At 56.8% G+C, this 26565-nt stretch carries 27 protein-coding genes; 7 read left to right on the forward strand and 20 right to left on the reverse strand.

Annotated elements, in window-relative coordinates; all coding sequences use genetic code 11:
- Window positions 1-26: 26 nt before the first annotated feature.
- Both GYRE_RS01920 and GYRE_RS01925 read right to left on the reverse strand, forming a co-directional pair.
- Window positions 27-1334, reverse strand: a complete 1308-nt coding sequence (locus tag GYRE_RS01920; protein ID WP_038252537.1) for a 6-phospho-beta-glucosidase — start codon at window positions 1332-1334, stop codon at window positions 27-29.
- A gap of 81 nt (window positions 1335-1415) precedes the next feature.
- On the reverse strand, window positions 1416-1724 hold the full coding sequence (locus tag GYRE_RS01925; RefSeq protein ID WP_038252539.1) for a PTS sugar transporter subunit IIB: 309 nt from the start codon (window positions 1722-1724) through the stop codon (window positions 1416-1418).
- A gap of 217 nt (window positions 1725-1941) precedes the next feature.
- On the opposite strand from GYRE_RS01925, the gene GYRE_RS01930 reads away from it, so the two are divergent.
- Window positions 1942-2685: a MurR/RpiR family transcriptional regulator gene (locus GYRE_RS01930; RefSeq protein ID WP_038252542.1), complete on the forward strand. Its 744-nt coding sequence runs from the start codon at window positions 1942-1944 to the stop codon at window positions 2683-2685.
- A gap of 1 nt (window position 2686) precedes the next feature.
- Here the strand turns inward: GYRE_RS01930 and GYRE_RS01935 are convergent, their stop codons facing one another.
- Window positions 2687-3220: an NAD(P)H-dependent oxidoreductase gene (locus GYRE_RS01935; RefSeq protein WP_038252545.1), complete on the reverse strand. Its 534-nt coding sequence runs from the start codon at window positions 3218-3220 to the stop codon at window positions 2687-2689.
- Between the two features lie 101 nt (window positions 3221-3321).
- On the opposite strand from GYRE_RS01935, the gene GYRE_RS01940 reads away from it, so the two are divergent.
- From GYRE_RS01940 to GYRE_RS23365, 4 genes are all read left to right on the forward strand, one after another.
- Window positions 3322-4203 carry a LysR family transcriptional regulator gene (locus tag GYRE_RS01940; RefSeq protein ID WP_006816863.1) on the forward strand — a complete coding sequence of 294 codons (882 nt, stop codon included), beginning with the start codon at window positions 3322-3324 and terminating at the stop codon, window positions 4201-4203.
- A gap of 297 nt (window positions 4204-4500) precedes the next feature.
- Entirely contained in the window at window positions 4501-6639 is a 2139-nt protein-coding gene (gene nrdD, locus GYRE_RS01945) for an anaerobic ribonucleoside-triphosphate reductase (RefSeq protein ID WP_038252549.1), read from the forward strand.
- Window positions 6639-7103 carry an anaerobic ribonucleoside-triphosphate reductase-activating protein gene (gene nrdG / locus GYRE_RS01950; protein ID WP_038252552.1) on the forward strand — a complete coding sequence of 155 codons (465 nt, stop codon included), beginning with the start codon at window positions 6639-6641 and terminating at the stop codon, window positions 7101-7103. Before nrdD ends, nrdG begins: the two co-directional genes overlap by 1 nt.
- A 274-nt stretch (window positions 7104-7377) precedes the next feature.
- The gene (locus GYRE_RS23365; protein ID WP_071777478.1) at window positions 7378-7533 is read left to right on the forward strand and encodes a Hok/Gef family protein; all 156 of its coding nucleotides are present in this window, start codon (window positions 7378-7380) and stop codon (window positions 7531-7533) included.
- A gap of 114 nt (window positions 7534-7647) precedes the next feature.
- Here the strand turns inward: GYRE_RS23365 and GYRE_RS01955 are convergent, their stop codons facing one another.
- From GYRE_RS01955 to pmbA, 12 genes are all read right to left on the reverse strand, one after another.
- The gene (locus GYRE_RS01955) at window positions 7648-9558 is read right to left on the reverse strand and encodes a BglG family transcription antiterminator (RefSeq protein WP_038252555.1); all 1911 of its coding nucleotides are present in this window, start codon (window positions 9556-9558) and stop codon (window positions 7648-7650) included.
- A gap of 52 nt (window positions 9559-9610) precedes the next feature.
- Entirely contained in the window at window positions 9611-10759 is a 1149-nt protein-coding gene (locus GYRE_RS01960; protein ID WP_038252556.1) for a lactonase family protein, read from the reverse strand.
- 83 nt (window positions 10760-10842) lie between these two features.
- Window positions 10843-11583, reverse strand: coding sequence for a 2-dehydro-3-deoxy-phosphogluconate aldolase (gene dagF / locus GYRE_RS01965; protein WP_006816858.1), 741 nt, complete (start codon window positions 11581-11583; stop codon window positions 10843-10845).
- Window positions 11580-12698: a DgaE family pyridoxal phosphate-dependent ammonia lyase gene (locus GYRE_RS01970; RefSeq protein WP_006816857.1), complete on the reverse strand. Its 1119-nt coding sequence runs from the start codon at window positions 12696-12698 to the stop codon at window positions 11580-11582. Before GYRE_RS01970 ends, dagF begins: the two co-directional genes overlap by 4 nt.
- The gene (locus GYRE_RS01975) at window positions 12682-13815 is read right to left on the reverse strand and encodes an amidohydrolase/deacetylase family metallohydrolase (RefSeq protein WP_038252559.1); all 1134 of its coding nucleotides are present in this window, start codon (window positions 13813-13815) and stop codon (window positions 12682-12684) included. The genes GYRE_RS01970 and GYRE_RS01975 overlap by 17 nt, the downstream gene beginning before the upstream one ends.
- Before the next feature lie 42 nt (window positions 13816-13857).
- On the reverse strand, window positions 13858-14502 hold the full coding sequence (locus tag GYRE_RS01980) for a DUF4310 family protein (RefSeq protein ID WP_006816855.1): 645 nt from the start codon (window positions 14500-14502) through the stop codon (window positions 13858-13860).
- Between the two features lie 12 nt (window positions 14503-14514).
- Window positions 14515-15291, reverse strand: coding sequence for a DUF4311 domain-containing protein (locus tag GYRE_RS01985; RefSeq protein WP_006816854.1), 777 nt, complete (start codon window positions 15289-15291; stop codon window positions 14515-14517).
- A 21-nt stretch (window positions 15292-15312) separates the two neighbouring features.
- Window positions 15313-15612, reverse strand: coding sequence for a DUF4312 family protein (locus GYRE_RS01990; RefSeq protein WP_006816853.1), 300 nt, complete (start codon window positions 15610-15612; stop codon window positions 15313-15315).
- Window positions 15613-15614: 2 nt separating this feature from the next.
- Complete coding sequence (locus tag GYRE_RS01995; protein ID WP_003830384.1) at window positions 15615-15977, reverse strand: SFCGS family glycine-rich protein; 363 nt, start codon at window positions 15975-15977, stop codon at window positions 15615-15617.
- A 10-nt stretch (window positions 15978-15987) separates the two neighbouring features.
- Window positions 15988-16326 carry a glycine dehydrogenase gene (locus GYRE_RS02000; RefSeq protein WP_087943228.1) on the reverse strand — a complete coding sequence of 113 codons (339 nt, stop codon included), beginning with the start codon at window positions 16324-16326 and terminating at the stop codon, window positions 15988-15990.
- A 368-nt stretch (window positions 16327-16694) separates the two neighbouring features.
- Window positions 16695-17084 (reverse strand): cytochrome b562, encoded by a 390-nt coding sequence (gene cybC / locus GYRE_RS02005; RefSeq protein ID WP_006816851.1) that lies wholly within the window; start codon window positions 17082-17084, stop codon window positions 16695-16697.
- Window positions 17085-17135: 51 nt separating this feature from the next.
- Window positions 17136-18488 carry a metalloprotease PmbA gene (gene pmbA / locus GYRE_RS02010; RefSeq protein WP_038252569.1) on the reverse strand — a complete coding sequence of 451 codons (1353 nt, stop codon included), beginning with the start codon at window positions 18486-18488 and terminating at the stop codon, window positions 17136-17138.
- Between the two features lie 95 nt (window positions 18489-18583).
- Here pmbA and yjgA point away from each other — a divergent pair, with 95 nt between their 5' ends.
- Window positions 18584-19135: a ribosome biogenesis factor YjgA gene (yjgA, locus tag GYRE_RS02015; RefSeq protein ID WP_006816849.1), complete on the forward strand. Its 552-nt coding sequence runs from the start codon at window positions 18584-18586 to the stop codon at window positions 19133-19135.
- An 82-nt stretch (window positions 19136-19217) separates the two neighbouring features.
- Here yjgA and mpl read toward each other — a convergent pair whose 3' ends face one another.
- Window positions 19218-20594: a UDP-N-acetylmuramate:L-alanyl-gamma-D-glutamyl-meso-diaminopimelate ligase gene (gene mpl / locus GYRE_RS02020; RefSeq protein ID WP_038252570.1), complete on the reverse strand. Its 1377-nt coding sequence runs from the start codon at window positions 20592-20594 to the stop codon at window positions 19218-19220.
- 179 nt (window positions 20595-20773) lie between these two features.
- Here mpl and fbp point away from each other — a divergent pair, with 179 nt between their 5' ends.
- Entirely contained in the window at window positions 20774-21772 is a 999-nt protein-coding gene (gene fbp / locus GYRE_RS02025; RefSeq protein WP_006816846.1) for a class 1 fructose-bisphosphatase, read from the forward strand.
- 42 nt (window positions 21773-21814) lie between these two features.
- Here fbp and GYRE_RS02030 read toward each other — a convergent pair whose 3' ends face one another.
- The 4 genes from GYRE_RS02030 to ytfR form a co-directional block, all read right to left on the reverse strand.
- Window positions 21815-22936, reverse strand: coding sequence for a methyl-accepting chemotaxis protein (locus tag GYRE_RS02030; RefSeq protein WP_006816845.1), 1122 nt, complete (start codon window positions 22934-22936; stop codon window positions 21815-21817).
- A 94-nt stretch (window positions 22937-23030) separates the two neighbouring features.
- Window positions 23031-24032: a galactofuranose ABC transporter, permease protein YjfF gene (gene yjfF, locus GYRE_RS02035; RefSeq protein ID WP_006816844.1), complete on the reverse strand. Its 1002-nt coding sequence runs from the start codon at window positions 24030-24032 to the stop codon at window positions 23031-23033.
- Complete coding sequence (gene ytfT, locus GYRE_RS02040; RefSeq protein WP_087943227.1) at window positions 24019-25044, reverse strand: galactofuranose ABC transporter, ATP-binding protein YtfT; 1026 nt, start codon at window positions 25042-25044, stop codon at window positions 24019-24021. The genes yjfF and ytfT overlap by 14 nt, the downstream gene beginning before the upstream one ends.
- Before the next feature lie 10 nt (window positions 25045-25054).
- Window positions 25055-26557, reverse strand: coding sequence for a galactofuranose ABC transporter, ATP-binding protein YtfR (gene ytfR, locus GYRE_RS02045; RefSeq protein WP_006816842.1), 1503 nt, complete (start codon window positions 26555-26557; stop codon window positions 25055-25057).
- Between the last annotated feature and the right edge of the window lie 8 nt (window positions 26558-26565).

Genomic DNA, 26565 nt, shown 5'->3' on the forward strand with positions numbered 1-26565 from the left:
GGTGTGATCCCCAGAAGCGATTGCGGTCAGTTAAATTGCGTCAACCATTGACGGTTAAGGGTCAGCACTTCATCCAAAAGCGCCTGGGCGTCGGTGACGTTGCCGACGAGCGGGTTGGTGACCAGCGCCAGCAGCGCGCTTTTACGGCAGCCGTGTACGGCCGCTTCTATGGTCAGTTGTTCAAAGGCTTTGACCTGCTGGGTAAGCCCGTTCATGGCGGGCGGCAACGGGCCAAATGCCAATGGACGCGCCCCCTGGGCATCAATAATGCTGTTGGTTTCCACCACAGCATCGTCGTCCAGGCCGTGGATCGCCCCGTTATTGCGCGTGTTCACCACCATCTCTTTGCCAAGGTTGTTGTGGATGGCGTTGATAAGCTCAACCGCTACTTCTGAGTAGTACGCACCGCCACGGAAGCTGAGCTGTTCCGGCTTCTCTTCCAGCGATGGACTGGCGTATAGCGCAAAGAGCTCCTGTTCAACCTTCATCACCTGTTCGGCGCGAGTCCCCTTGGTTTTTGCCGCTTCAATCTCTTCGGCAAGCATGGCGGGAGTCAGCCAGAAATAGCGGTGGTACGGGCAAGGAATGGCGTTGAGGGCACGGAGAAACGCCGGCGGCCACGGCAGCTCTTTAATATTGTTCATCGACAGCGCCGTACCGTCGCACAGCATGTCAATCACCTTCGCGGTGACGTCTTCACGACCCTGCATCACGTTGTGCACCCACACCATATGGTTCAGCCCGGCAAAACGTAGCCGCACCTCGTCGTCTTTAGCCTTGAGCATGCTGCTTATCATGTGCTGCATGTTGATAGGGACGTTACACAGGCCGATGATTTTCGCTTTGCTGTAACGGCTTACCGCCTCGGTCACAATGCCCGCCGGATTGGTAAAGTTGAGGATGAAAGCCTCGGGCGCCAGCGCCTCAACCTTGCGTGCCACCTCGAGGATGACCGGAATGGTACGCAGCGCCTTGGCAAATCCGCCAACGCCGGTGGTCTCCTGCCCCAGCAGATGGTATTTCAGACCGAGACGCTCATCCGCGGCTCTTGCCGCCAGCTGTCCAACCCGCAGCTGCGTCAGTACAAAGCTCGACCCACGAATGGCCTCATCAAGCGTGAAGTGAACGCTGACTGCGACCTGCTCCAGCCCGTTGTGCTTCAGCATTCTGCGGGTCAGTGCGGCAATAATCTCGACTTTTTCACGGCCCGATTCCACATCCACCAGCGCCAGCTCCGACACCGGAAGCTGCGGGTAACGATTGATAATCCCTTCGACCAGCTCCGGCGTGTAGCTGCTACCGCCGCCGATCACGGCGATTTTTAATGCTTTCATGGTGACCTCTTTTAAAGCGTGCAGAAGACCTGCGCGCGAGAGAAATCTCGCACGTTATGCATTGCGTAAATTAAGAGAAAATCAGCGTCGAATCAGGGCCAGGGCTTTGTCGAGCACCGCCGCACCGCGCATCATCCCGTAGTCGGTCATTTCGATAACCGCGACGGCTTTGCCCTGCGGCTCTGCGATGGCGGCCAGGCGTGGCGCTTCATATTTCACCTGTGGGCCCAGCAGAATAACGTCCGCCTGCGGCAGCTCGCGTTCAAACTCGGCAACCGGCACCGCGTAGATCTCCAGCGCTAACGCCCGCGTCTGGGCTTCCGCCTTCATTTTATTCACCAGCATGCTGGTAGACATCCCTGCGGCACAGCACAACACGATACGATGCATAACTCCCCCTGACGACATTGTTAAGATTATGTAATCGAGAAAACTATATGAAATTTATTTTCATTGATGTGATCGAGGCTTAATTTTTGCGCAATTTCAGCCCAACACCAACCGCTTAACGCGCTGAAATGTAGGCAGACCGCATCGCCAGTGGTATAAAAAGACATCAGCTATTGAAAATTAATTTCAAAGCGACGGTCGTTGATAAGGAACTGAGATGGATATCGTAGGCGTGTTACAGAAAGGGGCGGCGCACTTTAGTGTTCAGGAGTCACGCGTCGCGGCGTTTATTCTCGAAAATCTGAGCTTCACTGCCAGCGCCTCTATCGATGAACTGGCGGCTCGCGCAGGCGTCAGCCCGGCCACTATCACCCGCTTTGCCCGCTCCGTCGGCTGTGAAGACATCCGCGACCTGCGTAAACAGCTGGCACAGGCCAGCGAACGTCGGACTACCTGGCTCAACACCGATGCTTCTGCGCTGCCGGATCAATGGCGAGAAACGTATAACCAGGTGGGCGATGCGCTGGCGACCCAGCTGCAGCAGATCCAGGAAAACAGCATTGAGAAGCTCAAAGCCCACCTGCTCAACGCCCGGGCGGTGCACTGTTTTGCTCTCGGTCCCCAGGACGTGGCCCTTGCCTCACTGCTGCAACACCAGCTGCTTTCACCCGGGATCGTAATGAATTTATGCCAGGACACAACGTTAATGCGCATGACGGCCAGCACCTTCAGCGATGAGCATCTGCTGTTGGTGCTGGCAACCGGCCACGCCGATAGCGTTCTGCAAAGCGCCACGCTGCAGGCTCGTATGCAGGGAGCGACCATCTTTGCCCTGACGCCGTCACAGCATCCGCTGAGCAATATGGCCGCCGGGGTGTTACCGCTGCCCGCTAACCCGCAGCTGGCGCGCTACGCCCTGCTCATGCTGGTCGATCTGCTCAACGATACGCTGATAGCCTGATTCAGACGGCCAGCAGCGCATGCAGGCGTGTCAGCCAGCCGTTAACACCGCGGTCGAGTGCCTCATCGCTAATCTCGTTCGCTCCCATGAGTAATGCAGGCTCCTGCCAGACCATCCCGGTCAGGTTAGCCATGGCATGGAACGGCAGCAGAAGATCTTCCACCGGGTAGCGGTTGTAACCTTCAGGCGAGTAGGCCTCCGGCGAACCACCGGCGGAGGCCATCAGCATAAAGGGCTTACCGTGCAGTGCGGTGCCCGTTGAGCCGTAGGCAAAGCCGTACTCCAGCACCTGATCCTGCCACTCTTTGAGGATCGATGGCGAAGAGTACCACCAGAACGGGAACAGCATCACCACCACGTCGTGTTCCACCAGCAGCCGCTGTTCACGCTGCACGTCGATAGCAAAATCAGGGTAAGCCTTCGTTAACTCATGGACAGTGACATTCGGCAGCGCGCGAAGGGCCTCAAGCCCGGCGGCGTTAACTCGTGAGCGTTCGGGATAGCGATGACCAGACAGGATAAGCGCTTTTTTCATGATGTTTTCTCCGTTCGATTCAGGCTGGCTATCTTTTCATGGCTGGAGGGCAACCTGTAGTCTATAGTCAGGCACATCTGTTTTAACCAAAGGTTAATACCATGTCGCTTCCGGGGGATGTGCACCGTCTTTTACCCGCGTTTCTTGCCGCCGCCGAGCAGCAAAGCTTTACCGCTGCCGCCCGTCAACTGGGCATCACGCCTGCGGCTATAAGCAAGAGCATCCGCCTGCTGGAACAGCGCCTCGGGCGAATTCTTTTCACCCGCAATACGCACTACGTGGTGCTGACGGAAGAAGGCATGGCCCTGCGCGATCAGGTCGCTCCGCTGTGGTCAGCGCTGGGCCAGGCGCTCGCCTCACCGCACAGCGAGCCAGAGGGGCTGGTACGCGTCAGCGTCATTCCCGGCTTCGGCCGCTACCGGCTGGTGCCGGTACTGCATGAGTTTCAGCAGCAGTACCCGTTGGTGCGCTTCGATCTGGCGATGGATCCGCGTCGGGTGAATCTGATCGGTGAACGTATCGATGTCGCCATCGGACAAAACCTGGGGCACGACGACCGCATCGTCAGCCGTCCCCTGCAGGCCATGCAGCAGCAAATGGTGGCCTCACCGGCCTATCTGGCGGAGAAAGGTGTTCCACAGACGCCGGAAGATCTTCGCCATCATCGCTGCCTGGTGCATCGCAATACCGGTAACGGCAAGCTGCAGCGCTGGCTCGACGACCGCTGGCAGCCGGATGAACAGCAGGCCTGGCTTATCGCCAGCCACCCCGATGTGCTGGTCGATGCGGCGATCAACGGTATGGGTATTATCACCCTCGCCGACTGGTACCTTACCCCGCATATTGCCAACGGAACGCTGGTTCCGGTGCTGAAAAACGCCTGGCCCGCCGCGCTTCCCCTTTCCGTCCGCTATGTCGATCACCGCCTGGCACCGCGAGTCCGTGTTTTTGTTGAATTTTTACTCAGAAAATTCAGCGCATAATTTACATTTACCCTCAGCGCCCGTCCTCTGTGCAATCCGATTTTTACTTTGTTCTGAATCAAAAAAAACGCAAACATGTTTGATGCAAATCACTATATATAGAACTTAGAATGCACCCCGGCCCTACATATTGTATTTATCGTCTATTATGTCAACGACTCTCATCGAACGATGGCGGTGATGGGATGTGGATAAAAAGGGCCGGGATGACAGGAAGTTGTTGGTTAGCCGAATGAATAACGCCTGTCGTCAGTACCCCCTTCTGTGGATAACCTGTTCTTATAATATGGAGTGATCATGACACCGCATGTGATGAAACGAGATGGCTGTAAAGTGCCTTTCAAATCAGAACGCATTCAGGAAGCTATTCTGCGTGCGGCAAAAGCAGCGGATGTCGATGACGCAGACTATTGCGCCACCGTCGCAGGCGTCGTTAGCCAGCAAATGCAGGGCCGTGCCCAGGTTGATATCAGCGAGATCCAGACCGCGGTCGAAAACCAGCTGATGTCGGGCCCGTACAAGCAGCTGGCACGTTCTTATATCGAATACCGTCACGATCGTGACGTTCAGCGTGAAAAACGCGGTCGTCTGAATCAGGAGATCCGCGGCCTGGTCGAACAGACCAACTCGGCGTTGCTTAACGAAAACGCGAACAAAGACAGCAAGGTCATCCCGACCCAGCGCGATCTGCTGGCTGGGATCGTCGCCAAACACTATGCCCGTCAGCACCTGCTGCCGCGCGATGTAGTGCAGGCGCACGAGCGTGGCGATATCCATTACCACGATCTCGACTACTCGCCGTTCTTCCCGATGTTCAACTGTATGCTCATCGACCTGAAAGGGATGCTGACCCAGGGCTTTAAGATGGGCAACGCAGAGATTGAGCCACCAAAATCTATCTCTACCGCCACGGCGGTCACGGCGCAGATTATCGCCCAGGTGGCGAGCCACATTTATGGCGGCACCACCATTAACCGCATTGATGAAGTGCTGGCGCCGTTTGTCACCGCAAGCTTCAACAAGCATCGTAAAACTGCCGAAGAGTGGCAGATCCCGGATGCCGACGGCTACGCACATTCCCGCACCGAGAAAGAGTGCTATGACGCCTTCCAGTCGCTGGAGTATGAAGTCAACACGCTGCATACCGCCAACGGCCAGACGCCGTTCGTGACCTTCGGTTTTGGTCTCGGAACCAGCTGGGAGTCACGCCTGATCCAGCAATCAATTCTGCGTAACCGTATTGCAGGTCTTGGCAAAAACCGTAAAACCGCGGTGTTTCCGAAGCTGGTCTTCGCCATTCGCGATGGCCTGAACCACCGTGCGGGCGATCCGAACTATGACATCAAGCAGCTGGCGCTGGAGTGCGCGAGCAAGCGTATGTATCCGGATATTCTCAACTACGACCAGGTAGTGAAAGTGACCGGTTCCTTCAAAACCCCGATGGGCTGCCGCAGCTTCCTCGGCGTCTATGAAGACGAGAACGGCGAGCAAATTCACGACGGTCGTAACAACCTCGGCGTTATCAGCCTCAACCTGCCGCGCATCGCGCTTGAGGCCCGGGGCGACGAAGACACCTTCTGGAAGCTGCTCGACGACCGCTTGCTGCTGGCGCGCAAAGCGCTGATGACGCGTATCGCCCGCCTCGAAGGGGTGAAAGCCCGCGTTGCACCCATTCTCTATATGGAAGGTGCCTGCGGCGTGCGCCTGAAAGCCGACGACGACGTGTCTGAGATCTTCAAAAATGGTCGCGCGTCCATTTCGCTCGGCTACATTGGGATCCACGAAACCATCAACGCCCTGTTTACTCACCAGCACGTCTACGACAGCGCAGCGTTGCGTGAGAAAGGCGTCGCTATCGTGCAACGTCTGCGTGATGCGGTGGATCAGTGGAAAGAGGAAACCGGCTACGGCTTTAGCCTCTACAGCACCCCAAGCGAAAACCTGTGCGATCGCTTCTGCCGCCTGGATACCGCAGAGTTCGGCGTCGTCGACGGTGTAACCGATAAAGGTTACTACACCAACAGCTTCCACCTCGACGTGGAGAAAAAGGTCAACCCGTACGACAAAATCGACTTTGAGGCACCGTACCCGCCTCTCGCCAGCGGCGGTTTCATCTGCTACGGCGAGTACCCGAACATCCAGCACAACCTGAAAGCGCTGGAAGACGTCTGGGACTACAGCTACCAGCACGTGCCGTACTACGGCACCAACACGCCTATCGACGAGTGCTATGAATGTGGCTACACCGGCGAGTTTGAGTGCACCAGCAAAGGCTTTACCTGCCCGAAATGCGGCAACCACGATGCCTCTCGCGTGTCGGTCACCCGCCGCGTGTGCGGCTACCTCGGCAGCCCGGATGCACGTCCGTTCAACGCCGGTAAACAGGAAGAAGTGAAACGTCGGGTGAAACATTTAGGGAACGGGCAGATCGGCTAATGCGCTTTCACCAGTACTACCCCGTCGACATCGTCAACGGCCCAGGTACGCGATGCACCCTGTTTGTCTCGGGGTGCGTCCACGAGTGCCCAGGGTGCTACAACAAAAGCACCTGGCGGCTTAATTCCGGCGAGCCCTTTACGCCGGAAATGGCCGATCGCATCATTGCCGATCTTAACGATACGCGGATCCTGCGTCAGGGGATTTCGCTCTCCGGTGGCGATCCGTTACACCCGCAGAACGTCCCGGATATTCTGGCGCTGGTGCGGCGAGTCCGCGAAGAGTGCCCGGGCAAGGATATCTGGGTATGGACCGGCTATAAGCTCGATGAACTGAACGACGCGCAGATGGCGGTGGTGAACCTTATCAACGTGCTGGTTGACGGCAAGTTTGTGCAGGATTTGAAAGACCCGGCGCTCATCTGGCGCGGCAGCAGCAACCAGGTGGTACATCACCTGCGTTAACCTCCTTCAGTGCGGCTTTTACAGGCCGCACTCCATTTTTCCCTGCAATATTTCCTGTTGCACACATTCTCCTGATAACGCTACGCAGCAGCGAAATTCGCCAGCAGCTCATTTTCATTCAATGGGATAGAGTCGTTGCGGGTGCTTGAGACGGACTGTCTCTTGCATGGGACGGGACGTGGATAGCCTCTTTCAGATTCTAAATCGAGAAAGGGCTGCCCCTCACGTCCTGATCCGACGTGAGGGTTAGCGCCTTAAGCAAGGAGGTGTAACCATGAAACGACGTCAACCCACTACCAGAATTGTGTTGATCATAGCAGCAACCTTGATCGCACTCTCTCTGATAAACCGGAAGTCCCTCTGTGAAATACGTTTTCGCAGTGGCTCTCTGGAGGTTGCCGCGCGATTGGCATGCCATTCCGATGGTTAAGGTTACAACCCAGGCTAAGGGGTTCACGCCCCTTTGCCATCACCGAGTGTATCAAGGGCTGAGGCTCTCAGGCACCCCTTCCATCAGCAGAAATGTGTTTGTGCTAGCGGCGTCTCAAAACCGGCTAACGCACTCCATCGCCACGGTTTTAAACTCGCTGAACGTCTGGCAGGAAGCCAGCCGCGTCATGGCTCGCTCGCGCAGGAAGGTGACAAAAATATCGTAGATGGCCATCGCCTCTTCGTACTCGCTTTTACTGATGGCGAGCAGGAAAATAGCGTGCGCGGTTTCATCACCCCACTGGATCCCCTGCGGGGCCAGTACGGTATAAACCACCGTTTTTTTCGCCAGCAGCCCCAGGGCGTGCGGCAGCGCGATCCCTTCTCCCAGCATGGTGCTGACAATAGCTTCGCGCTCCACCACCGAAGCATGGAACTCCGCATCGACGAACCCTTCCTCGTACAGCTCATCGCACAGCGTACGAAACAGCGTTTGCTGATCCATCGGCTCATTCACTACCCGGAAGTGGGCAGCATCGAAGAACTTTTCCAGCATCCACGGGCGCGTTCTGTCCACCAGCACCAGCTTGCCTATCTGCTCCAGCTGATAGTCCGTCGGGAAGGGCGCGATAGTCACAACCGGCTTCTCTTTTTCACTGATGCGAACCGTCGAGATAACAAAGTCTTCGCTGATGGTATCGCGCAGCTCATAGTCACGTAGCGACAGGGTTTCACTTATTACAATCTGCGGATATTTACGCAGCAGCACCGCCTCTATCATCCGCACCATGGCGTTACCGGCATCGCATACCAGCAGCACGTGCGGCTGGCGCTGGTAGCCAATGTTGTAGTGGCGCTCGAGGCCCACGCCGATATGCAGTACCAGAAAACCAATCTCGTTTTCGCTGATGACGTAGGGAGTGTATTTTCCCCAACTGGATACCGCGGCCAGGGTCATGTCCCACGCCATCGGATAGTGCTGTTTGATGTTATCGAGCAGCGGGTTAGGGATCATTATCTGATAGCGCACCCGGGTGATCATGGTTTTGATGTGGGTGAGCAGGTCGGCATGCAACTGCGCATCGTCCAGCAGGTTGTAGTTATATTGCGTATTGATGTAACGCAGAATGTAGTTCACCAGCGCTTCGTCATCGTCGGCGCTGATGGTGCCCGGGTCCACTTCCTGAACCTGGCGGGCGGTGATATGAATGCACAGCCACTCTTCTTCCGCCGGGGAGAGCGGTTTTCCTGCCAGCTGCTGCAGCGATGCGGCAATATCACGCGCGGCGTCGCGCACGTTCTGGGCAACATCTTCCGCATTGAATTCCGACAACGGATACCCTTCGCTGATGCGACGTACCGCCACAGCGCAGTAGATACGTACAAAACGCTCACCTTCCGCGGTGAGCCGCACATGATGACGAGCCAGCGCTTCAGGCAATACGCTGGCGAGACGCTCGGGAACGCCAGCGTTCAGTGCTTCTTCGGTAATAAGCGGGTTAGTTTCGTCTTCCTGGGCCAGCGCCCACAGTAGATCCGTCAGGCAGGCGCGGGTCGAAACTTCGCTACCAAAAAGCTTCATGCCATGGCGTGGCCGGGTCTCCAGCGTCAGCTGGTAGCGCTGGAAGCGTTCGCGGACATCGACCATATCACCCTGCAGTGTGGCACGGCTGACGAACCACTCGTCCGCCAGGTCTTCCAGCTTCAGGGAAAAGGCCGAGGTCAGAAAGCGCACCGACAGGTAATTCACCCGCTCAACGGCGGTACGGGGAATGCGTAATGCTTTTGCCGGCGTCGCCGCCAGCGTCTGATAACGTGTTGGGTCATCAACCCTGAGCTGATAACCGCTGCCGCGAGCAAGAACAAACTGCGCGCCGTAGTGCAGCAACAGCGCGTTAAGGGCGGTAATGTCCGCTCGCACGGTACGGGTGGAAACCGACAGGCGCTGCGCCAGCTCATCCTGCGGTAGCGTTTCGTTTTGCAGCAAATCAAACAGTTGCGCTAAACGTTGGTTGGGAAATCGCACGCCAGTTTCCTCTTGGGTTCACGGGCGCTTTCCGCGCCCGTCCTGCTGTATTCTATTTTGATGATATGACCATTTGCGATGGGCTGCCCACCGCCGTGTAGTCCTCTGCAAAGGTTAATTTGCCATCTTTCGCCGACACGTTAAAACGCGTGATGTTATCGCTACGCTGGTTCATGACATACAGCCAGCGCCCCTGTGCGTCCAGGGTCAACGAACGCGGGTAGTCGCCACGGGTCCAGACATCCTGCTGGTGCGTCAACGTCCCCTCTGCCGTTACAGTAAAGTGCGCAATGCTGTTATGCAAACGGTTGGCGACATACAGCTGTTTACCATCCTGGCTCAGCACCAGTCCGGCGGCAAAGTTGGTCCCCTTAAACGCAGCAGGCAATGAAGAGAGGGTCTTACCTTCACGCAGGGTGCCGTTTTGCGGATCACGATGATAGTACGTCAGCGTAGAAGACTCTTCGTTAATCAGCCACAGTCCGTCACCCTTCGGCGTAAAGACGACGTGGCGAGGCCCCGCCCCTTTTGACGACGCGGCAATAAACGGCGGATCGTTCGGCGTCAGCTTGCCGCTCGCCGCATCAAAGCGATACTGATAAATTCTGTCGAGACCGAGATCGGTGGAGTAAACAAATTTACCGCTGGGATCGGCGGCTATCATATGGGCGTGTGGACCATTATGATCGCTCACGGCAAAACTGCCTTCTACCGCCGCTTCCGGTTTTGCCGCTCCCGCAGGGCCTTCATCCTGATGGCTGTCGCTCGCCTCGCTGAGGCTACCGTCGGCCTTCACCGGTAGTACCGCAATCGAGCCGCTGACGTAGTTTGCCACCAGCAAATGCTTACCGTCCGGCGTCAGGGAAAGATACACCGGCCCTGCGCCACCGGAGGCCACCTCGTTGAGCTCACTCAGCTCACCTTTCTCGCCGATACGCCACGCCTGCACCACGCCCTTCTCCACTTCACTGGCAACGTAAAGCGTATTGCCGTCGTGGGAGACGGTCAGCTGTGCGGCATTGGGCAATGCACTGACCAGGGTTTTATTCCCGAGCGCGCCGCTTTGCGGGTCAACCGAGAAGCGGTACAGCCCCTCGCCATTCGGATTATAGGTACCGACCCAGGCGAACTGGGTTTGGGCGGTGGCGGTAGCCGCCAGCAGGGAGCATGAAGCAACAAGCAGATGACGTGCGGTAAGCATATTAACTCCTTGAAGATATTGAGGGATCCCCTCACCCAGCTCTCACCCCTTTGGGGCGAGGGTTGAGGTGAGGGGCTATCGAACTACTTCACTAACTTCTTCGTCATTTCCAACAGAGTACGAACGTCTTCAGGGCGGGTATCACCGCTGGCTTTGTCGATGATTGAGCTGTAAATGTGCGGGATAACTTTGCTGACGCCGGCATCCAGGGCTATCTGCAGGATCTCTTCGAAGTTCTCCAGATCGATGCCACCGGTCGGCTCCAGCCAGAAATCGTGACGGGCGCAGGCTTCTGCCACCGCTTTGTATTCGTCACGGCACTTCAGGCCACCCATCGGGAAGTACTTGATGGAGCTGCCGCCCATGTCTTTCAGTAACGCAATCGCGGTTTCCACCGGTACGATACCGTCAGGCGCGGTGCTGCTCAGCGGTCCGGTAGAGATTTTCACCATTCCCGGTGTACCGGTTGGTGAAACCAGACCATTGACCACGCTGTCGTTTTGCCCCAGCAGCGCGCGGCTGGTCGCCACGCCGGTGAACACCTGGTTCACGTGCTGCGGCTGCACCTGGCGAGAAATCTCGCTGACCATCGCTGACTGGTTCGGATCGCCCGCTCCAAGCCCTACGGAGAGCGCGTTATCGATAAGCTTCGCGTATTCACGCATGTCCGCCACGGCGCTCGCTACGTCCGGATAATTTTTGGAGAGCACACCCACCAGCACGTGACCTTCCGCCGCCTCATAGATAGCGCTGGCATTCGCTTTGCTTCCCGCCAGGACGTTAAGACAGACGCGGTCGCGGTAAAAATTCGGGGTCAGTTTCATGCTTGTTGCTCCTTGTTCAGTACTTCAGCAATACGACGGGCGACGATATCCAGCTGTTCGCCGTTCACGCTGCGGACATCCGCTTCAATAATCCCTTCATTGGCTTTGTAACCACGGAAGTAAATGGCGTACTGGCCCTGCTTCAGCGCGCTGACCAGCTCACCGGTGGCAATACCGGTAACGGCTTCATCAAATTTGATTTCGGTACGTGCGATATCACGGCCCGCACTGTCCCACACCACCCGGGCAGCGACGCCGTTCAGGGCATTAAGCTGGTTAATGAACGGGGTCATCTTCGCGACCATTTCATCACCGCTCTCTTTACGCGCGGTCAGGTAATGTTCGATAGCGCAGGTCAGGCCGAGGATCCCCTCTTTACCGACCTTCATCGCACGGCCAATCCCGGCAGTCTGACGCTTAACCCACTCAACGTATTGAGTTTTACCAACCACCAGGCCGCTGGTTGGCCCTTCAATCGCTTTCGCGCCGCTGTAAATCACCAGATCAGCACCGGCACGGTAGTAGCACTGCAGATCTTCTTCTGCGGCAGCATCGACGATAAGCGGCAGGTTGTGCTTACGCGCTACCACCACCGCCTGCTCCACGCTCAGCATGCTCTTCTGCACGCAGTGGTGAGATTTGATGTAAAGGATAGCGGCCGTGCGCGGGGTAATGGCCGCGGCCAGCTGATCGGCAGAGCATTCGTTGGCGTAACCGGCTTCCACCAGCTTGCCGCCGCCCAGCGCCACCATGGTGCCAACCGGGGCACCAAAGTTGACGTTATGGCCCTTCGGCATCACGATTTCGTTGTTCTCAACCGGGGTAACGTGCAGGTTTTCCAGCAACCAGTCGCTGTCTTTTACCAGCACCGCGGCGATAGACTGGGCAATCCCGGCCGAAGCGCAGGACACGACGGTTGCACCTTCCACTTCCAGCAGCCCGGCGATGTATTCCCCGGTTTTATTGACCAGATCTTTCATCTCGAAATAGTGGTTCATGCCACTCATCACCGCCTCGACCACTTCCGGACGCGGGGTGGAAACCCCCAGTGCCGTCATACGGCCAGAGGTGTTAATGACTTGCTTTAAATGGTATTTCTCAAAAATTGAAGGCATTTTCCGCGCTCCCTTGTTCGGTCATATAGCCCTTGCCCGCACGTACGGCGGCAAGCGGCACCAGAATGTTATCTACCTGCAGGCTCTCTTTCTCGGCATCCACCATCACCACCGGCTCATGCTTCAGGGTGAAGAGGGTCAGGTCAGCATCAAGACCCGTCGTCAGACGTCCTTTATGTGCCAGACGCAGGCCGTCGGCGGCGTTGGCGGTCACACAGTCGATCACCTGCGTTAACGTCATACCGATAGAGAGGAATTTAGACATCACGCTCGCAAGCGATCTCACCGGGCCGTCGATACGGTTACGGCAATAGATGTCGGAGCTAATGGTGTGCGGCAGAATGCCCATGGCGATAGCGCGCTGCGCCACCGCGAAACTGAAGCTTGCAGTACCGTGGCCAACGTCGAGACGTACACCGCGCTGCAGCGCGCGGGTCACCGAAGCGCGCAGTTCACCTGCCGGGGTCAGAATGCGGTTAGGTTTACCGTTATAACAGTGGGTGATGATGTCTCCGGCGCTAAGGCGCTCGGCGATTTCATCGAGGTTCGGCGGGTTGTTGCCGATGTGAACCATCAGCGGCAGATCGCCGTTCTCTTTTTGCATCGCTTTAGCGCGGTCGAGCGGGGTAATGCCGTTCTCTCCCACCACGCTGCTGCTCATGCGTGCTTTAAGCCCGACGATAAAGTCCGGGCGGCGTTTCACCGCATCACGCACGGCGTCGGCATCAATATTGTCCATATTGGCCAGCTCGTTCTGGGCAATCAGCCCAACGCGAGAAATGTTCAGCAGTGCGTAAACGTCGGTGCTGGCTTTACGGGTCAGCTGCCAGAAATCATCAACGTCGTCGGCGCCGGTGCTGCCAGCATCAATCACCGTCGTGACGCCGGTCGCGATGCCGACGCTGTCAGGTTCATCATGGTAGATCGGTGATTTCGGATAGCAATGAACGTGGGAATCAATCCAGCCTGCGCTGACGTAGGTCTTACCGTTCAGCTCAACGATGCTTTTCGCGGGCGCGGAAATGTCGCCCAGCGCTGCGATTTTGCCGTCCTGAATGGCGATATCGGTCAGGGTATCGTCGACGAGGCGCGCGCGGCGCAGGAGTAAATCAAACATATCTTTCTCCTGTGAGACAGGGCGCCGGAGCGCCCGAGGAAGTTAGCCGATTGCGATAGGGAAAATGGAGCCTAAAATCATGGCGCCGAGGATCGCACCACCGGTGATCGGTTTCTGCCAGAGGTAAAACAGCAGCGCACCCACCAGAGAGCCAATCCCGATAGGAATGGAGGCGGTCATCGCGCTCAGAATAATCAACGGACCCAGGAAGCGGCCAGAGGCGTTACCTGCCCCCATCATAACGTCCGCCCCGTAGGTGGAGTCGCTCTGGTTGATGGTGAACTTACGCGCCAGGATAATGATGTAGCCAATCGCCAGACCAATCACCAGGCCGGTAATCAGGGAAGCAATGAAGTTGGTCACCGGGAACATGATCCCCGCGCCCAGCAGCAGTGCCGGAACCCCCAGACCAACACCGGTCTGAATCGCACCACCGATATCAAGGATCCCCACCAGAGAGCCTTCAATAATACGGGCGAACAGGAAGCTCGCACCAAACGCCGCCACCGCACCGTAAGCCCCGGTATCGATGCCCGCTTTCAGCATTGCCACGAAGGCCACTTCGTTGAACGCGCCAATACCGTAGAGATAGTACATGTGTGTCCCGGCGAACACGCCGGAGGAGAGCAGGCCAACGAAGATCGGGAACGACCAGTCGGCAAACCAAAAACCTTTTTTCTCTTCCATTACAGGCTCCTGTTATTTACCGCTGAGAGAGTTATGGATCAGATCCAGCCAGTTCGGCACGGTCATGTGGAAGGATTCGATCATCTTCATGTCGAAACCACGGAAGAAGGCGCTCAGGACAAACAGCGCAACGATGGCCGTCATCATCACTTTAGTGACGCGGTGCCAGCCACTCTCTTCCACGCCTTTACCGATCAGGATACCCAGCACCAGGCCCGGTACGGCGTTACCCATAATCAGCTGTGCGGCGCCGCCGAAGACGGTTGCCCAGAAACCTGATTTCTTACCGGCATCAATCGCCGCCAGCCAGAAAATAACCGGCATCACGGTGTTGACCAGCAGGTTTGCTGCGGGTACCAGCACCTTAATCGCAGTAACCTGCAGCGCGGCCGGAACGGAGGACGCGGTGAGGTTCAGGAAGGCGACAACAATCATGCCGATGATGCCGCAGGCAATCGCCATTTTACGCGGGTCATGCAGCGTCTCGCCGACGTTACGGTTTTTGATCATCAGCGCTGCCGCACCCCAGTTCGGGATAATGCGGTGATCAACGTCCTGAGTGAACGCACCTGCTGCAACGGAAGAAGCCCAGGCGTTAAAGAAGAAGCCCAGCCCAAAGGAGAAGTGAGAAGCCGGATCCCCTTCGCAGGAATTCAGTTCCCCCAACGTACGAAAAGCACCCATCCCCTGTGTGGTGGGCGCGTGAAACATGCGTGCAGCACCTGCGCCCACACCAACGCCGACCAGGCCGCCGATGATGAGCGATTTTATTAATATAATTAGGAACATCAGTCTGCCCTTCTGTGTAGTTTATTTCTGCGTGACAAAATCAACCTTATCCAGATTGATGGCGGTCACGTTGACAGTGACATCCAGCTCCACGCTGTAAGACTGTCTTTCCCGGCGCAAAAAGATGAATAAGAAGGCTTCTTTTCGTACCGTTTCACGCGCCTGAACAACCTGCACATCCTGTGGCTCAATACGCAGTAAAATATGCGGTGACGCTTTCATCACCGCGGCTTGTACCTGGTTGAGAGCATCGGCAAAAGCGCGCGCTTTTGCCTCGCCTTTGCCCTTCACCCTGACCGTTGTGGTGAATTGTTCTTTCATCGTTATGCGCCGTGTTTCTTCTGCCACGCCTGAACCAGACGCTCGCCCAGCTCTTCTTTGTCCATAAAGCCGAAGCCCAGCACGTTGCAGCCTTCGTTGATGGCAGTAACGCCTTCGTCAACAGAGCGCATGCCGTACTTAGCTTTGTAGCCGTACTTGGTCTGCGCGGTGATTGCACCTGCGCCGCCGCTGCCGCAGAAGGAGATACCGAAGGTCGCGTTTTCCGCCTTCATGACGTCACCCAGTTTCATATCTGCGGCAACACCTGGAACCACAACGGCACGTCCACCGGCCTTCTCAACGCCTGCGGCGACTTTCTGTCCTTTGCCAAGACGATCGCCAATCACTACGGTAATCTGTTCCATGTTTTGCTCCTTAAAGGTTATCTTTCGCGACTTCAAAGTGAACGGACAGCAGCCAGGCTTCTTCCTCAGGAAGGTTACCGAACTCTGCGACCACTTCTCGGGCAAGCCGCATTGAATCTTCTGAAATTTCTTCGAACAGGCTGGCTTCCACTTCCGGCAGCGGCTCGCCGGTCACTGACCGGTGCGCCATTGCGCGAACATGAGAAGTCAGCATCTGCTCCTGTACTTCATTGGGGATGATGTTGTGGCGGCTGAGCAGCGCATAGGTGCGCGCCAGCATGGTGTCGGCAAGTTTCTCAGTCTGAACTGCCAGGTCCCCAACGTCGTTCATTACCACTCCGTTTATCACTCGTCTTACCCCGTTAATGTCTCTGGGATAAAACTTAACGTCGGGGGGAAAGAGTTTGTAGCGAGTTGTTTTCCACTTCGAAGTGGAAAGGAAATCGGCGGCAGTGATCTGTGCCACATTATTCGCGTGATTACGTTCAAATGACTGGATTTACGTGATGAATATCACAGCCCAGGAGGTGAAAAACGGTGGCCCGGCAGAGAAAAAGTCTGGAAAGCTTCTCGTAAAAATGTGATGCCGATAAGGTTTACTTATGGGGAAAGGCTATGCTGCTGGCAGGTGTCTGAGGCGTTGCGCCCCGGCGAGAAAAGAAGGGGGAATTCCGAACTCCCCCACTCTGCGCATGAGGACGTAAGCCCAGGCGCCTGTTAGCGATACTTCTGGTGGTAGGTATTGCGGGTCGCGACAAAATCCTGAGAAGCGGTCTGCGCCTCCTGTACTTTGCCTTCATCCACCAGCTTCAGCGCGCCATCAATCTGGCCCACCAGCGTTTGCAGACCGTGGCGGTAATCTTTCATCTCTGCGCTGTCGGCCGCTTTGCTTTCAAGCTTCGGTGGCGTCTGCTGCTGGGCATCAAGCGCCGCGGTACGCATCTTCGTCAACGCGTCCTTCATTTCAGCAGCATTAGTGCTTTTCTGGACAATTTTCAGATTCGCGCTGAGCGTATCCATATCGGTTTCCAGATCGGCGGCAAACGCCTGAACCGAACTGAATGCCAGAGTGGATACCGCCAACATCGCGAGGAGTTTTTTACGCATTGCTCACTTCCTTTTGGTTATAGGGCGCGGCAGGTCGCGCCAATAAGTGAATCATTGCCCGGCGATTTTCATCTCCGGTAACAGCACAGAACCACACTGAATATTGCTTCGGGTTTCAATATCGTCGGCGATAGTGACAATATTACGCCACATATCTTTAAGATTACCGGCGATCGTGATTTCACTCACCGGATACTGGATCTCGCCATTCTCAACCCAGAAACCGGAGGCACCGCGTGAATAATCACCGGTGACACCACTGACACCCTGCCCCATGAGTTCGGTCACCACAAGTCCGGTGCCCATTTCTTTGAGTAACTTTTCAAATCCGAGGCCACGACCGGCAATACGCCAGTTGTGGATACCGCCCGCATGCCCGGTGCTTTGCAGGCCCAGTTTACGTGCGGAATAGTTGGTCAGCAGCCATTGGGTCAGAATGCCATCTTTCACGATATCGCGGCGCGTGGTGGCAACCCCTTCGCTGTCAAACGGCGTAGAAGCCAGCCCTTTCAGCAGGTGTGGATGCTCTTCAATCGTCAGCCACTCCGGCAGGATTTGCTTGCCGAGCGAGTCGAGCAGGAACGTTGATTTACGGTAAACCGCACCGCCAGCAATCGCACCGACCAGGTGCCCGAAGAGACCGGTTGCCACTTCAGGGGCAAAAATCACCGGCGCTTTCATGGTTGAGAGCTTACGCGGCGACAGGCGAGCGAGGGTGCGTCGTGCACACTCTTCCCCTACCCATTCCGGGGTCTGCAGGTCGCCCATCGCGCGGCCAATGGTATAGGCGTAATCCCGCTCCATATCACCATCATGCTCGGCGATGACACAGCTTGAAAGAGAGTGGCGGGTAGAGCAGTAGCTCTGCAGCATGCCGTGGCTGTTGCCAAACACTTTGATGCCGTAATGGCTGTTAAAGCTGCCGCCTTCGGTATTGGTGATGCGCTTATCAGCCTTGAGCGAAGCCTGCTCTGCGCGGGCAGCAAGCTCAATGGCCTCGTCCGGAGAGATTTCTGCCGGATGGAAGAGATCTAGATCCGGGGCGTCGAACGCCAGCAGGGATTTTTCAGCGACGCCGGCGCATGGATCCGGTGAGGTGTAGCGCGCGATATCCAGCGCAGCCTGCACCGTACGGGCGATGGCCTCCGGGCTGAGATCGGTGGAAGAGGCGCTGCCTTTGCGGTTCTGGTGATAAACCGTAATCCCAAGCGCACCGTCGCTGTTAAATTCAACGTTTTCAACTTCGCCATAACGCGTGCTGACGCTAATGCCGGTCGTTTTCGACACCGCAACCTCGGCACCATCTGATTTACCTGATGCCAGCTCCAGTGCGGTGGATACGGCTTTCTCCAGTGCGTTACGCTGCTCTGCAACTTGTGTGATTACTTTCATCGCCAATGCCATAATGAGTGAAGAGATTCTTTGAAGTCTAACAGAGAACCGATTTCCAGTGTGCCCCTTAACTGGTAACATGTGCCTCTTTTTTTAAGGAGCCTGAAATGACTAAGCAGCCCGAAGACTGGCTCGACGACGTACCCGGTGACGACATCGAAGACGAAGATGACGAGATTATCTGGGTCAGCAAAAGCGAAATTAAGCGCGACGCCGAGGAGCTGAAAAGGCTCGGTGCCGAGATGGTTGATCTTGGGAAAAACGCACTGGACAAGATCCCGCTGGATCAAGACCTGCGTGACGCCATTGAACTGGCGCAGAAGATCAAGAAAGAAGGCCGCCGCCGCCAGCTGCAGCTGATTGGTAAAATGCTGCGTAACCGCGACGTTGATCCTATCCGCCAGGCACTTGATAAGCTGAAGAACCGTCACAACCAGCAGGTTGCGCTGTTCCACAAGCTGGAGCATCTGCGCGATCGTCTGATTGATGAGGGAGACGACGCGATTACTGAAGTGCTGAACCTGTGGCCAGACGCCGACCGCCAGCAGCTGCGGACGCTCATCCGCAACGCGAAGAAAGAGAAAGAAGGGAATAAACCGCCGAAATCGGCGCGCCTGATTTTCCAGTTTCTGCGCGAACTGGCAGAAAGCGAAGGCTAATACCGCTTTCGCTCCTCATCTCGCTACAGAAGTCAGGGTGGTGAGATCCCTCTCCCTTGATGGGAGAGGGTCAGAGTGAGGGTTACTCTTCTACCGCTTCGGCTTTCTTCGTCAGGCCGTCCAGCAGCTTCTGATGAATCCCACCAAAACCACCGTTGCTCATCACCAGAATGTGATCGCCCGGCTCTGCGGTTTTAACAATCATCTCCACCAGCGTGTCAACGTCTGCACTCCAGTGCGCAGGCTGCACGCAGGCTTCGGCAACTTCTGCCACCTGCCATGGGATATGCTGCGGCTGTAGCAGGAACACTTCATCGGCACGACCCAACGACGGCGCCAGCTCGTTTTTGCTGATCCCCATCTTCATGGTATTAGAGCGCGGCTCCAGCACCGCAATAATACGTGCAGTCCCCCCCACTTTGCCCCGCAGCGCCTGCAGCGTCGCGAGGATCGCAGTCGGGTGATGGGCGAAATCGTCATACACCGTTACGCCGTTCGCTTCACCGCGTAGCTCAAGGCGGCGACGGGCGTTGATGAACGAGCCCAGCGCGTTTGCCGCATCGGCAGGAGTAACGCCAACGTGACGCGCCGCAGCAATCGCCATCAGGCCGTTGTGCATGTTGTGTTCGCCCACCAGATCCCACTTCACCTGGCCTACTTTTTCGCCGTCGAGCAGCACTTCCCACTCGGAAGCGTCGGTGTTCAGCTTTTTCGCCTGCCAGTGACCCTGTTCACCTACCAGCTCCTGCTCGCTCCAGCAGCCCATCGCCATCACCTGCTTCAGGTTGATGTCGTTCTCCGGCAGGATGATGCGACCCTGGCCCGGCACGATGCGCACCAGATGGTGGAACTGTTTCTGAATCGCTTTCAGGTCGTCGAAGATATCAGCGTGGTCGAACTCAAGGTTGTTGAGGATTAGCGTACGCGGGCAGTAATGCACGAACTTGGAACGCTTGTCGAAGAAGGCACAGTCGTATTCGTCGGCTTCAATAACGAAGAACGAGCTGTCGCCAAGACGCGCAGAGACGTCGAAGTTGCCCGGCACGCCACCGATCACAAAACCAGGCTTATAGCCACAGGCTTCGAGGATCCAGGTCGCCATACCGGCGGTGGTGGTTTTGCCGTGGGTACCGGCCACGGCCAGCACCCAGCGATCGCGCAGGACAAAATCATGCAGCCACTGCGGACCAGACATGTACGGAATGTTCTGTTCCAGCACCGCTTCCACGCACGGGTTGCCGCGGGTCATGGCGTTGCCGATGATGACCAGGTCCGGCTGCGGGGAGAGCTGGCTTGCATCATAACCCTGAATCAGCTCAATGCCCTGCTTCTCCAGCAGCGTGCTCATTGGCGGATACACATTGGCGTCCGAACCCGTTACTTCGTGGCCGAGAGAGCGTGCGAGCATCGCCAGACCACCCATAAAAGTGCCACAAATTCCCAATATATGAATGCGCATTCGTCATTTCCTTTCTTTTCGCTGAGGCACATTTTACCCACATGTTGGCAGCAGAGAAATGCATTTCAGGAAAATCCGCATTTTGCTGGCGCGATTCACCTGAGCGCGATGATTTGAATATTTGTTAAGATTGTTTGTAGTGTTCCGCTCTACTCAACATAAGAAGCAGGGAAAGTGTTATGAAAACGTTAGGTGAATTTATTGTCGAAAAGCAGCACGAGTTCTCTCATGCAACTGGCGAACTGACTGCTTTGCTGTCGGCAATAAAGCTGGGCGCCAAGATCATCCACCGCGATATCAACAAGGCCGGTCTGGTCGATATCCTGGGTGCCAGCGGTGCCGAGAACATTCAGGGAGAGACTCAACAGAAGCTCGATCTGTTTGCGAACGAAAAACTGAAAGCTGCACTGAAGGCACGCGACATCGTTGCTGGTATCGCATCGGAAGAAGAAGACGAGATTGTGGTCTTCGAAGGCTGCGAGCACGCCAAATACGTGGTGCTGATGGATCCGCTGGATGGCTCATCCAACATCGACGTTAACGTCTCCGTCGGGACGATTTTCTCTATCTATCGCCGCGTAACGCCGGTGGGAACGCCGGTGACCGAAGAAGACTTCCTGCAGCCGGGCAACAAGCAGGTTGCGGCGGGCTACGTGGTTTATGGCTCCTCCACCATGCTGGTTTACACCACCGGCTGTGGCGTTCACGCCTTCACCTACGATCCGTCACTCGGCGTGTTCTGCCTGAGCCAGGAGCGTATGCGCTTCCCGGAGAAGGGCAACACCTACTCCATTAACGAAGGCAACTACATCCGCTTCCCGATGGGCGTGAAGAAGTACATCAAGTTCTGCCAGGAAGAGGATAAGAGCACCCAACGCCCTTACACCTCACGCTATATCGGCTCGCTGGTGGCAGACTTCCACCGTAACCTGCTGAAAGGCGGCATCTACCTGTACCCAAGCACCGCCAGCCATCCGGAAGGTAAGCTGCGTCTGCTGTACGAATGCAACCCGATGGCACTCCTCGCCGAGCAGGCGGGCGGTATGGCAAGCGATGGTAAAGAGCGCATTCTGGATATTATCCCGAGCAGCCTGCACCAGCGCCGCCCGTTCTTCGTCGGTACCAACCACATGGTGGAAGACGTCGAGCGCTTCATCCGCGAATACCCGGACGCGTAATGCTTAATCCCTCTCTCCCTGGAGGAGAGAGGGATTACCACCTCAGGCCGCGCTGCTGCGCTGAAAACGAAACGCTGCCATCGCATCGGTCAGCGCCTGCGACTGCTCTTCAAGAGAGCGGGTTGCCGCTGAAGACTCCTGCACCAGCGCCGCATTCTGCTGGGCAGTTTCGTCCATCTGGCTCACCGCGATATTCACCTGCTCAATACCCCGGCTCTGCTCCAGCGACGCGCTGGCGATTTCGCGCATCAGCTTCGTCATTCGCATCACTTCGGTAGCAATTTCATCCATGGTCTCCCCGGCCTGCTGCGCCAGCTCGCTACCCTCGCCCACCTGAGTGCGCGAGTCGCCAATTAACAGACGGATCTCTTTTGCCGCGTCGGCGCTGCGGCTCGCCAGATTCCGCACTTCACCGGCCACCACCGCAAAGCCACGGCCCTGCTCACCGGCGCGCGCGGCTTCCACCGAGGCGTTGAGCGCGAGGATATTGGTCTGAAAAGCAATACCGTCGATCACGCTAAGAATGTCAGCAATACGATCGGAGCTTCCGGCAATATCGCGCATTTTCTCAATCACATAGCACACCATCTCGCTGCCGCGGTCGGCGGTATCAGACACCGTTTTTGCCATCTGGTGCGCCTGTTCGGCGTTATCGGCATTCTGTTTCACCGTCGCAGTTATCTGCTCCATGCTCGCCGCCGTCTCTTCAAGCGAGGTAGCGGTCGATTCGGTTCGCTGAGCAAGGTTGATATTGCCTGCCGTCAGTTCACGGCTGCCAACATCAATCTGCGAACTGGCGTCGCGTACCCGCATGACTGATTCACGTAATGCGCTGCGCATCTCTTCCATGGCGGCATTAAGACGGTTGAATTCGGCGCTGGCAAAGCGGGTATCGGTCGGAGACAGATCGCCGGTCGCCAGGCACTCCAGCTGTTTCACCGCATCATCCAGCGGGTTTAAGAGCTTATTACGCAGCATGAACCAGATGAGCAGCAGCACGCCGATCGCCGCCGCCGTGACCGCCGTCATCACGCCGTAATAGGCCCAGGAGGTAATGATGCGGGTCGAGGCGTAGAGCCCCATTCCGCCGGATAGCAGCAGAAACAGGGTAAGCAAAGACAATAAAACCAACAGACTTTTTCGAATAGAGAGAGATTTTGGCATCACTTTATTTCCGGTTGTAGGGATTATTCTGGCCTGTACAGAAACTATCGACTACAACCGGAAAATATTTAGCTGTTTCAGGAAATTCAATATGTTACTTCGGTGTTGCTGCCGTGTTGACCCGGGTCACCGGTGAACTTTGCCGGTTCTCCCACAGCACGGTAAGACCACGTTGTAATGCAATGAAAATAAACAATAAAATACCGATAGCTATCTTCGTCCACCAGGAGCTCAGAGTACCGTCAAAATTAATATAGGTCTGAATCAACCCCTGGATCCCAACACCAAATAACGTGCCAAGGACGGTCCCTACACCACCGCTGAGCAGCGTACCGCCGATCACCACCGAGGCGATGGCGTCCAGCTCCACGCCCACTCCGGCCAGCGCGTAACCGGCCTGGGTATAGATAGAAAAGACAATCCCGGCAAGCGTCGCCAGCCCTGTTGAAAGCATGTAGATGCGAACAGTCGTGCTGCGGGTGGAGATCCCCATCAGATTAGCCGAGGTGGCGTTGCCGCCAATGGCGTACACCTGATTGCCAAAGCGGGTACGGTGGGCGAGAAAAATCCCCAGCACCACCACCAGCAGCATCAGCAGCCCCATTGCGCTAAGCCGCCCGCCGCCGGGAATGGTCCACGCCAGCCCCGACAGCGTATCGTACAACGGGTGGTTGATAGGAATGGACTCTTCAGACACCAGATAGCTGACGCCGCGCAGGAAGAACATTCCCGCCAGAGTGATGATAAACGCCGGGATCTTCAGCGCATCAATCAGCAGCCCCATGAAGGCACCAAACGCGCAGCCCATGACCAGCACCAACGGAAACACCAGCAGCGGAGGGATCCCCCAGAAGCCGATCGCTTTTGCCAGAAACACGCCGGTGAAAGCGATCACCGACCCCACGGAGAGATCGATCCCCCCCGAGAGGATCACAAACGTCATACCGACGGCGATGATCCCAAGAAAAGCATTATCGGTCAGAATGTTGCAGATGACCCGCGTGGAAGCGAAGCCAGGAAACTGGGTCAGGCAGTACAGGTAACCAAGGACGAACACGCCGAGGGTGATCATCAACGGCAGATTACGTTTGATCATGGCGACGCATCCTCTTCAGAAGGGAGATAAAACGCGGTGACTGCACGATCAGCACACACATCACCACCACCGCTTTCACCACCTGGTTAAGCTCGGGCTGGAAGCCGGAGAGCAAAATCCCGGTATTCATCCCCTGGATAATCAGCGCCCCCACCACCGACAGCAGCAGGTTGAAGCGCCCGCCCATCAGCGAACCGCCGCCAATCACCACCGCCAGAATGGCGTCCAGTTCGAGCCATAGCCCGGCGTTGTTGGCATCCGCACCGCGGATATCCGCCGCGACAATAATTCCGGCGATGGCCGCGCATACGCCGCTCAGCACGTAGGTCAGCATCACCACAATACGGGTATTCACCCCGGCATTTTTGGCGGCACGAATGTTGATCCCTGCGGCTTCGATAAACATCCCGAGCGCGGTTTTACGGGTAAAAAGCCAGAATGCAACCAGCGTCAGCACTGCAATAATCACCGGCGTTGGCAACAGCAGCAGCTTGCCGCTGCCAAGCCACGCCAGCGACGGAGAGTCAAAGGTGACGATTTGCCCGGCGGTGATGAGCTGCGCCACCCCACGCCCGGCCACCATCAGGATAAGCGTCGCCACGAACGGCTGAATCTTTAAAATCGCCACCAGCACGCCGTTCCACAGGCCCGCCAGTACGCCGCTACCAAGCGCTGCCAGCAGCACCATCGGCAGGCTGTAGCCGTTGACGGTCATCGACGCCGCCGTCGCCCCGGCAATGGCCATCACGGCCCCCACCGAGAGGTCAATGCCGCCTGTGGCAATCACCAGCGTCATGCCAATCGCCAGCAGCGCTACCGGCGCGGCGCGGTTCAGAATATCAATCGGGCTGCCAAACAGACGCCCGTCCTGCAGCACGATCTGGAAAAAGTGCGGCGCAACCAGGCTATCGACCAGCAGTACCAGCAGCAGCGCCACCAACTGGGGCATGCCCTTCGGCCAGCGTATGCGGCGCTTCGCTTGCCCGGTTTGCGGTAGGGATCGTGGCATCACGCTTTACTCCTTATGCCGCAATAGCATTCATAATGGCGGGCACCGACAGCTCAGCCAGCGGGATCTCCGCCACCTGTCGGCGATCGCGCATGATAATGATCCGATCGGCATAGCCCACCAGCTCTTCAAGCTCTGATGAAATCACCAGCAGCGCCAGGCCGTCGGCACACAGGGTTTCGATAAGCCGGATAATCTCTGCGTGCGCACCCACGTCGATCCCACGGGTGGGTTCATCGAGGATCAGGAACTGCGGGCGAGTCAGCAACCAGCGCGACAGCAGTACCTTCTGCTGATTACCGCCGGATAAAAACTCGATCGGCTGTTCCGCACTGGGGGTGCGGATCCCCAGCTGGCGGATGAAACGTTCGGCAATATCGTTCTGTTCACGGCGGGGGATCGGCCGTAGCCAGCCCCGCTGCGCCTGCAGCGCGAGGATAATGTTTTCCCGCACCGACGCCGCCGCGATAATCCCGTCGGTTTTACGATCCTCCGGGCAAAAGCCAATACCCAGGCTCGAGGCCTGGTGCGGGGATCGCAGCACCTGCGGGTTACCTTTGATCCACGCGGTGCCACGGTCGGCGGGTTTGATGCCAAAAATAACCTCCGCCGTTTCGGTACGACCGGATCCCAGCAGCCCCGCCAGGCCGACAATCTCACCCGGGCGTACCTGCAGATCGAACGGCTCGATCACGCCTTTTTTACCGTAGCCCGCAAACGCGGCGACCGGTTTGTCGCTAAGCAGGGTACGTCCGGCACGCTGCAGAGCCTGGTGTTCCAGTTCGCGCCCCAGCATCATCTTCACTAACTCAATCTGCGGCAGCGCGTTAGTCTCTTTACAGCCGACAAAACCGCCGTTACGCAGTACGGTGATGCGATCGCTAATCTGGTACACCTGATCGAGAAAGTGAGTGACAAAAATCAGGCTTACGCCCTGATCCCGCAGCTGGCGCATCAGGGTAAAGAGCATTTCCACTTCTTTGGTGTCGAGGCTCGCGGTGGGTTCATCGAGGATAAGCACTTTGGCGGAAAGAGAAATGGCACGGCAGATGGCGACTATCTGCTGCATCGCTACGGAAAAACGGTTCAGGGGTTCACGGACGTCGAGAGAAAATCCATAAGAGGCCATCAGCTCGCTGGCGCGTTTTTCCATCTCTTTACGGCGAAGAAAACCAAAGCGCCGGGGCTCGCGGCCAATAAACAGGTTATCCGCCACCGACATATTCGGCAGCAGGTTCACTTCCTGATAGACGGTACCGATACCCAGCTGTTGCGCATGGGCGGTATTTTTCGGCGAGATACTTTGACCTTCCAGCCAGATGGTCCCGCGATCGGCGTGGTAAACGCCGGTCAGCGCTTTAATGAGGGTGGATTTTCCGGCACCGTTTTCACCGAGCAGCGCCATAATTTCACCCCGCCGCAGGCTAAAATCGACGTTATCGAGCGCTTTAACACCGGGAAAGAATTTACTTAGCCCTTCCGTGCGGAGGATTTCGTGATGTGTTTCAGTGGTCATTGTGCGCC

Source organism: Yokenella regensburgei ATCC 49455 (assembly GCF_000735455.1).
GTDB lineage: Bacteria > Pseudomonadota > Gammaproteobacteria > Enterobacterales > Enterobacteriaceae > Yokenella > Yokenella regensburgei.

Coding starts and splice junctions, on each gene's coding strand:
- dagF (WP_006816858.1), bottom strand. CDS start 11,583: ATGAAACTGACCCCGAATTTTTACCGCGACCGCGTCTGTCTTAACGTC.
- GYRE_RS01930 (WP_038252542.1), top strand. CDS start 1,942: ATGGATATCGTAGGCGTGTTACAGAAAGGGGCGGCGCACTTTAGTGTT.
- GYRE_RS01970 (WP_006816857.1), bottom strand. CDS start 12,698: ATGCCTTCAATTTTTGAGAAATACCATTTAAAGCAAGTCATTAACACC.
- cybC (WP_006816851.1), bottom strand. CDS start 17,084: ATGCGTAAAAAACTCCTCGCGATGTTGGCGGTATCCACTCTGGCATTC.
- pmbA (WP_038252569.1), bottom strand. CDS start 18,488: ATGGCATTGGCGATGAAAGTAATCACACAAGTTGCAGAGCAGCGTAAC.
- GYRE_RS23365 (WP_071777478.1), top strand. CDS start 7,378: ATGAAACGACGTCAACCCACTACCAGAATTGTGTTGATCATAGCAGCA.
- GYRE_RS01975 (WP_038252559.1), bottom strand. CDS start 13,815: ATGTTTGATTTACTCCTGCGCCGCGCGCGCCTCGTCGACGATACCCTG.
- GYRE_RS01920 (WP_038252537.1), bottom strand. CDS start 1,334: ATGAAAGCATTAAAAATCGCCGTGATCGGCGGCGGTAGCAGCTACACG.
- mpl (WP_038252570.1), bottom strand. CDS start 20,594: ATGCGCATTCATATATTGGGAATTTGTGGCACTTTTATGGGTGGTCTG.
- GYRE_RS02030 (WP_006816845.1), bottom strand. CDS start 22,936: ATGCCAAAATCTCTCTCTATTCGAAAAAGTCTGTTGGTTTTATTGTCT.
- GYRE_RS01995 (WP_003830384.1), bottom strand. CDS start 15,977: ATGGAACAGATTACCGTAGTGATTGGCGATCGTCTTGGCAAAGGACAG.
- yjgA (WP_006816849.1), top strand. CDS start 18,584: ATGACTAAGCAGCCCGAAGACTGGCTCGACGACGTACCCGGTGACGAC.
- nrdG (WP_038252552.1), top strand. CDS start 6,639: ATGCGCTTTCACCAGTACTACCCCGTCGACATCGTCAACGGCCCAGGT.
- GYRE_RS01925 (WP_038252539.1), bottom strand. CDS start 1,724: ATGCATCGTATCGTGTTGTGCTGTGCCGCAGGGATGTCTACCAGCATG.
- GYRE_RS01985 (WP_006816854.1), bottom strand. CDS start 15,291: ATGTTCCTAATTATATTAATAAAATCGCTCATCATCGGCGGCCTGGTC.
- GYRE_RS01940 (WP_006816863.1), top strand. CDS start 3,322: ATGTCGCTTCCGGGGGATGTGCACCGTCTTTTACCCGCGTTTCTTGCC.
- fbp (WP_006816846.1), top strand. CDS start 20,774: ATGAAAACGTTAGGTGAATTTATTGTCGAAAAGCAGCACGAGTTCTCT.
- GYRE_RS01990 (WP_006816853.1), bottom strand. CDS start 15,612: ATGAAAGAACAATTCACCACAACGGTCAGGGTGAAGGGCAAAGGCGAG.
- ytfR (WP_006816842.1), bottom strand. CDS start 26,557: ATGACCACTGAAACACATCACGAAATCCTCCGCACGGAAGGGCTAAGT.
- GYRE_RS01980 (WP_006816855.1), bottom strand. CDS start 14,502: ATGGAAGAGAAAAAAGGTTTTTGGTTTGCCGACTGGTCGTTCCCGATC.
- nrdD (WP_038252549.1), top strand. CDS start 4,501: ATGACACCGCATGTGATGAAACGAGATGGCTGTAAAGTGCCTTTCAAA.
- GYRE_RS01960 (WP_038252556.1), bottom strand. CDS start 10,759: ATGCTTACCGCACGTCATCTGCTTGTTGCTTCATGCTCCCTGCTGGCG.
- GYRE_RS01935 (WP_038252545.1), bottom strand. CDS start 3,220: ATGAAAAAAGCGCTTATCCTGTCTGGTCATCGCTATCCCGAACGCTCA.
- yjfF (WP_006816844.1), bottom strand. CDS start 24,032: ATGATCAAACGTAATCTGCCGTTGATGATCACCCTCGGCGTGTTCGTC.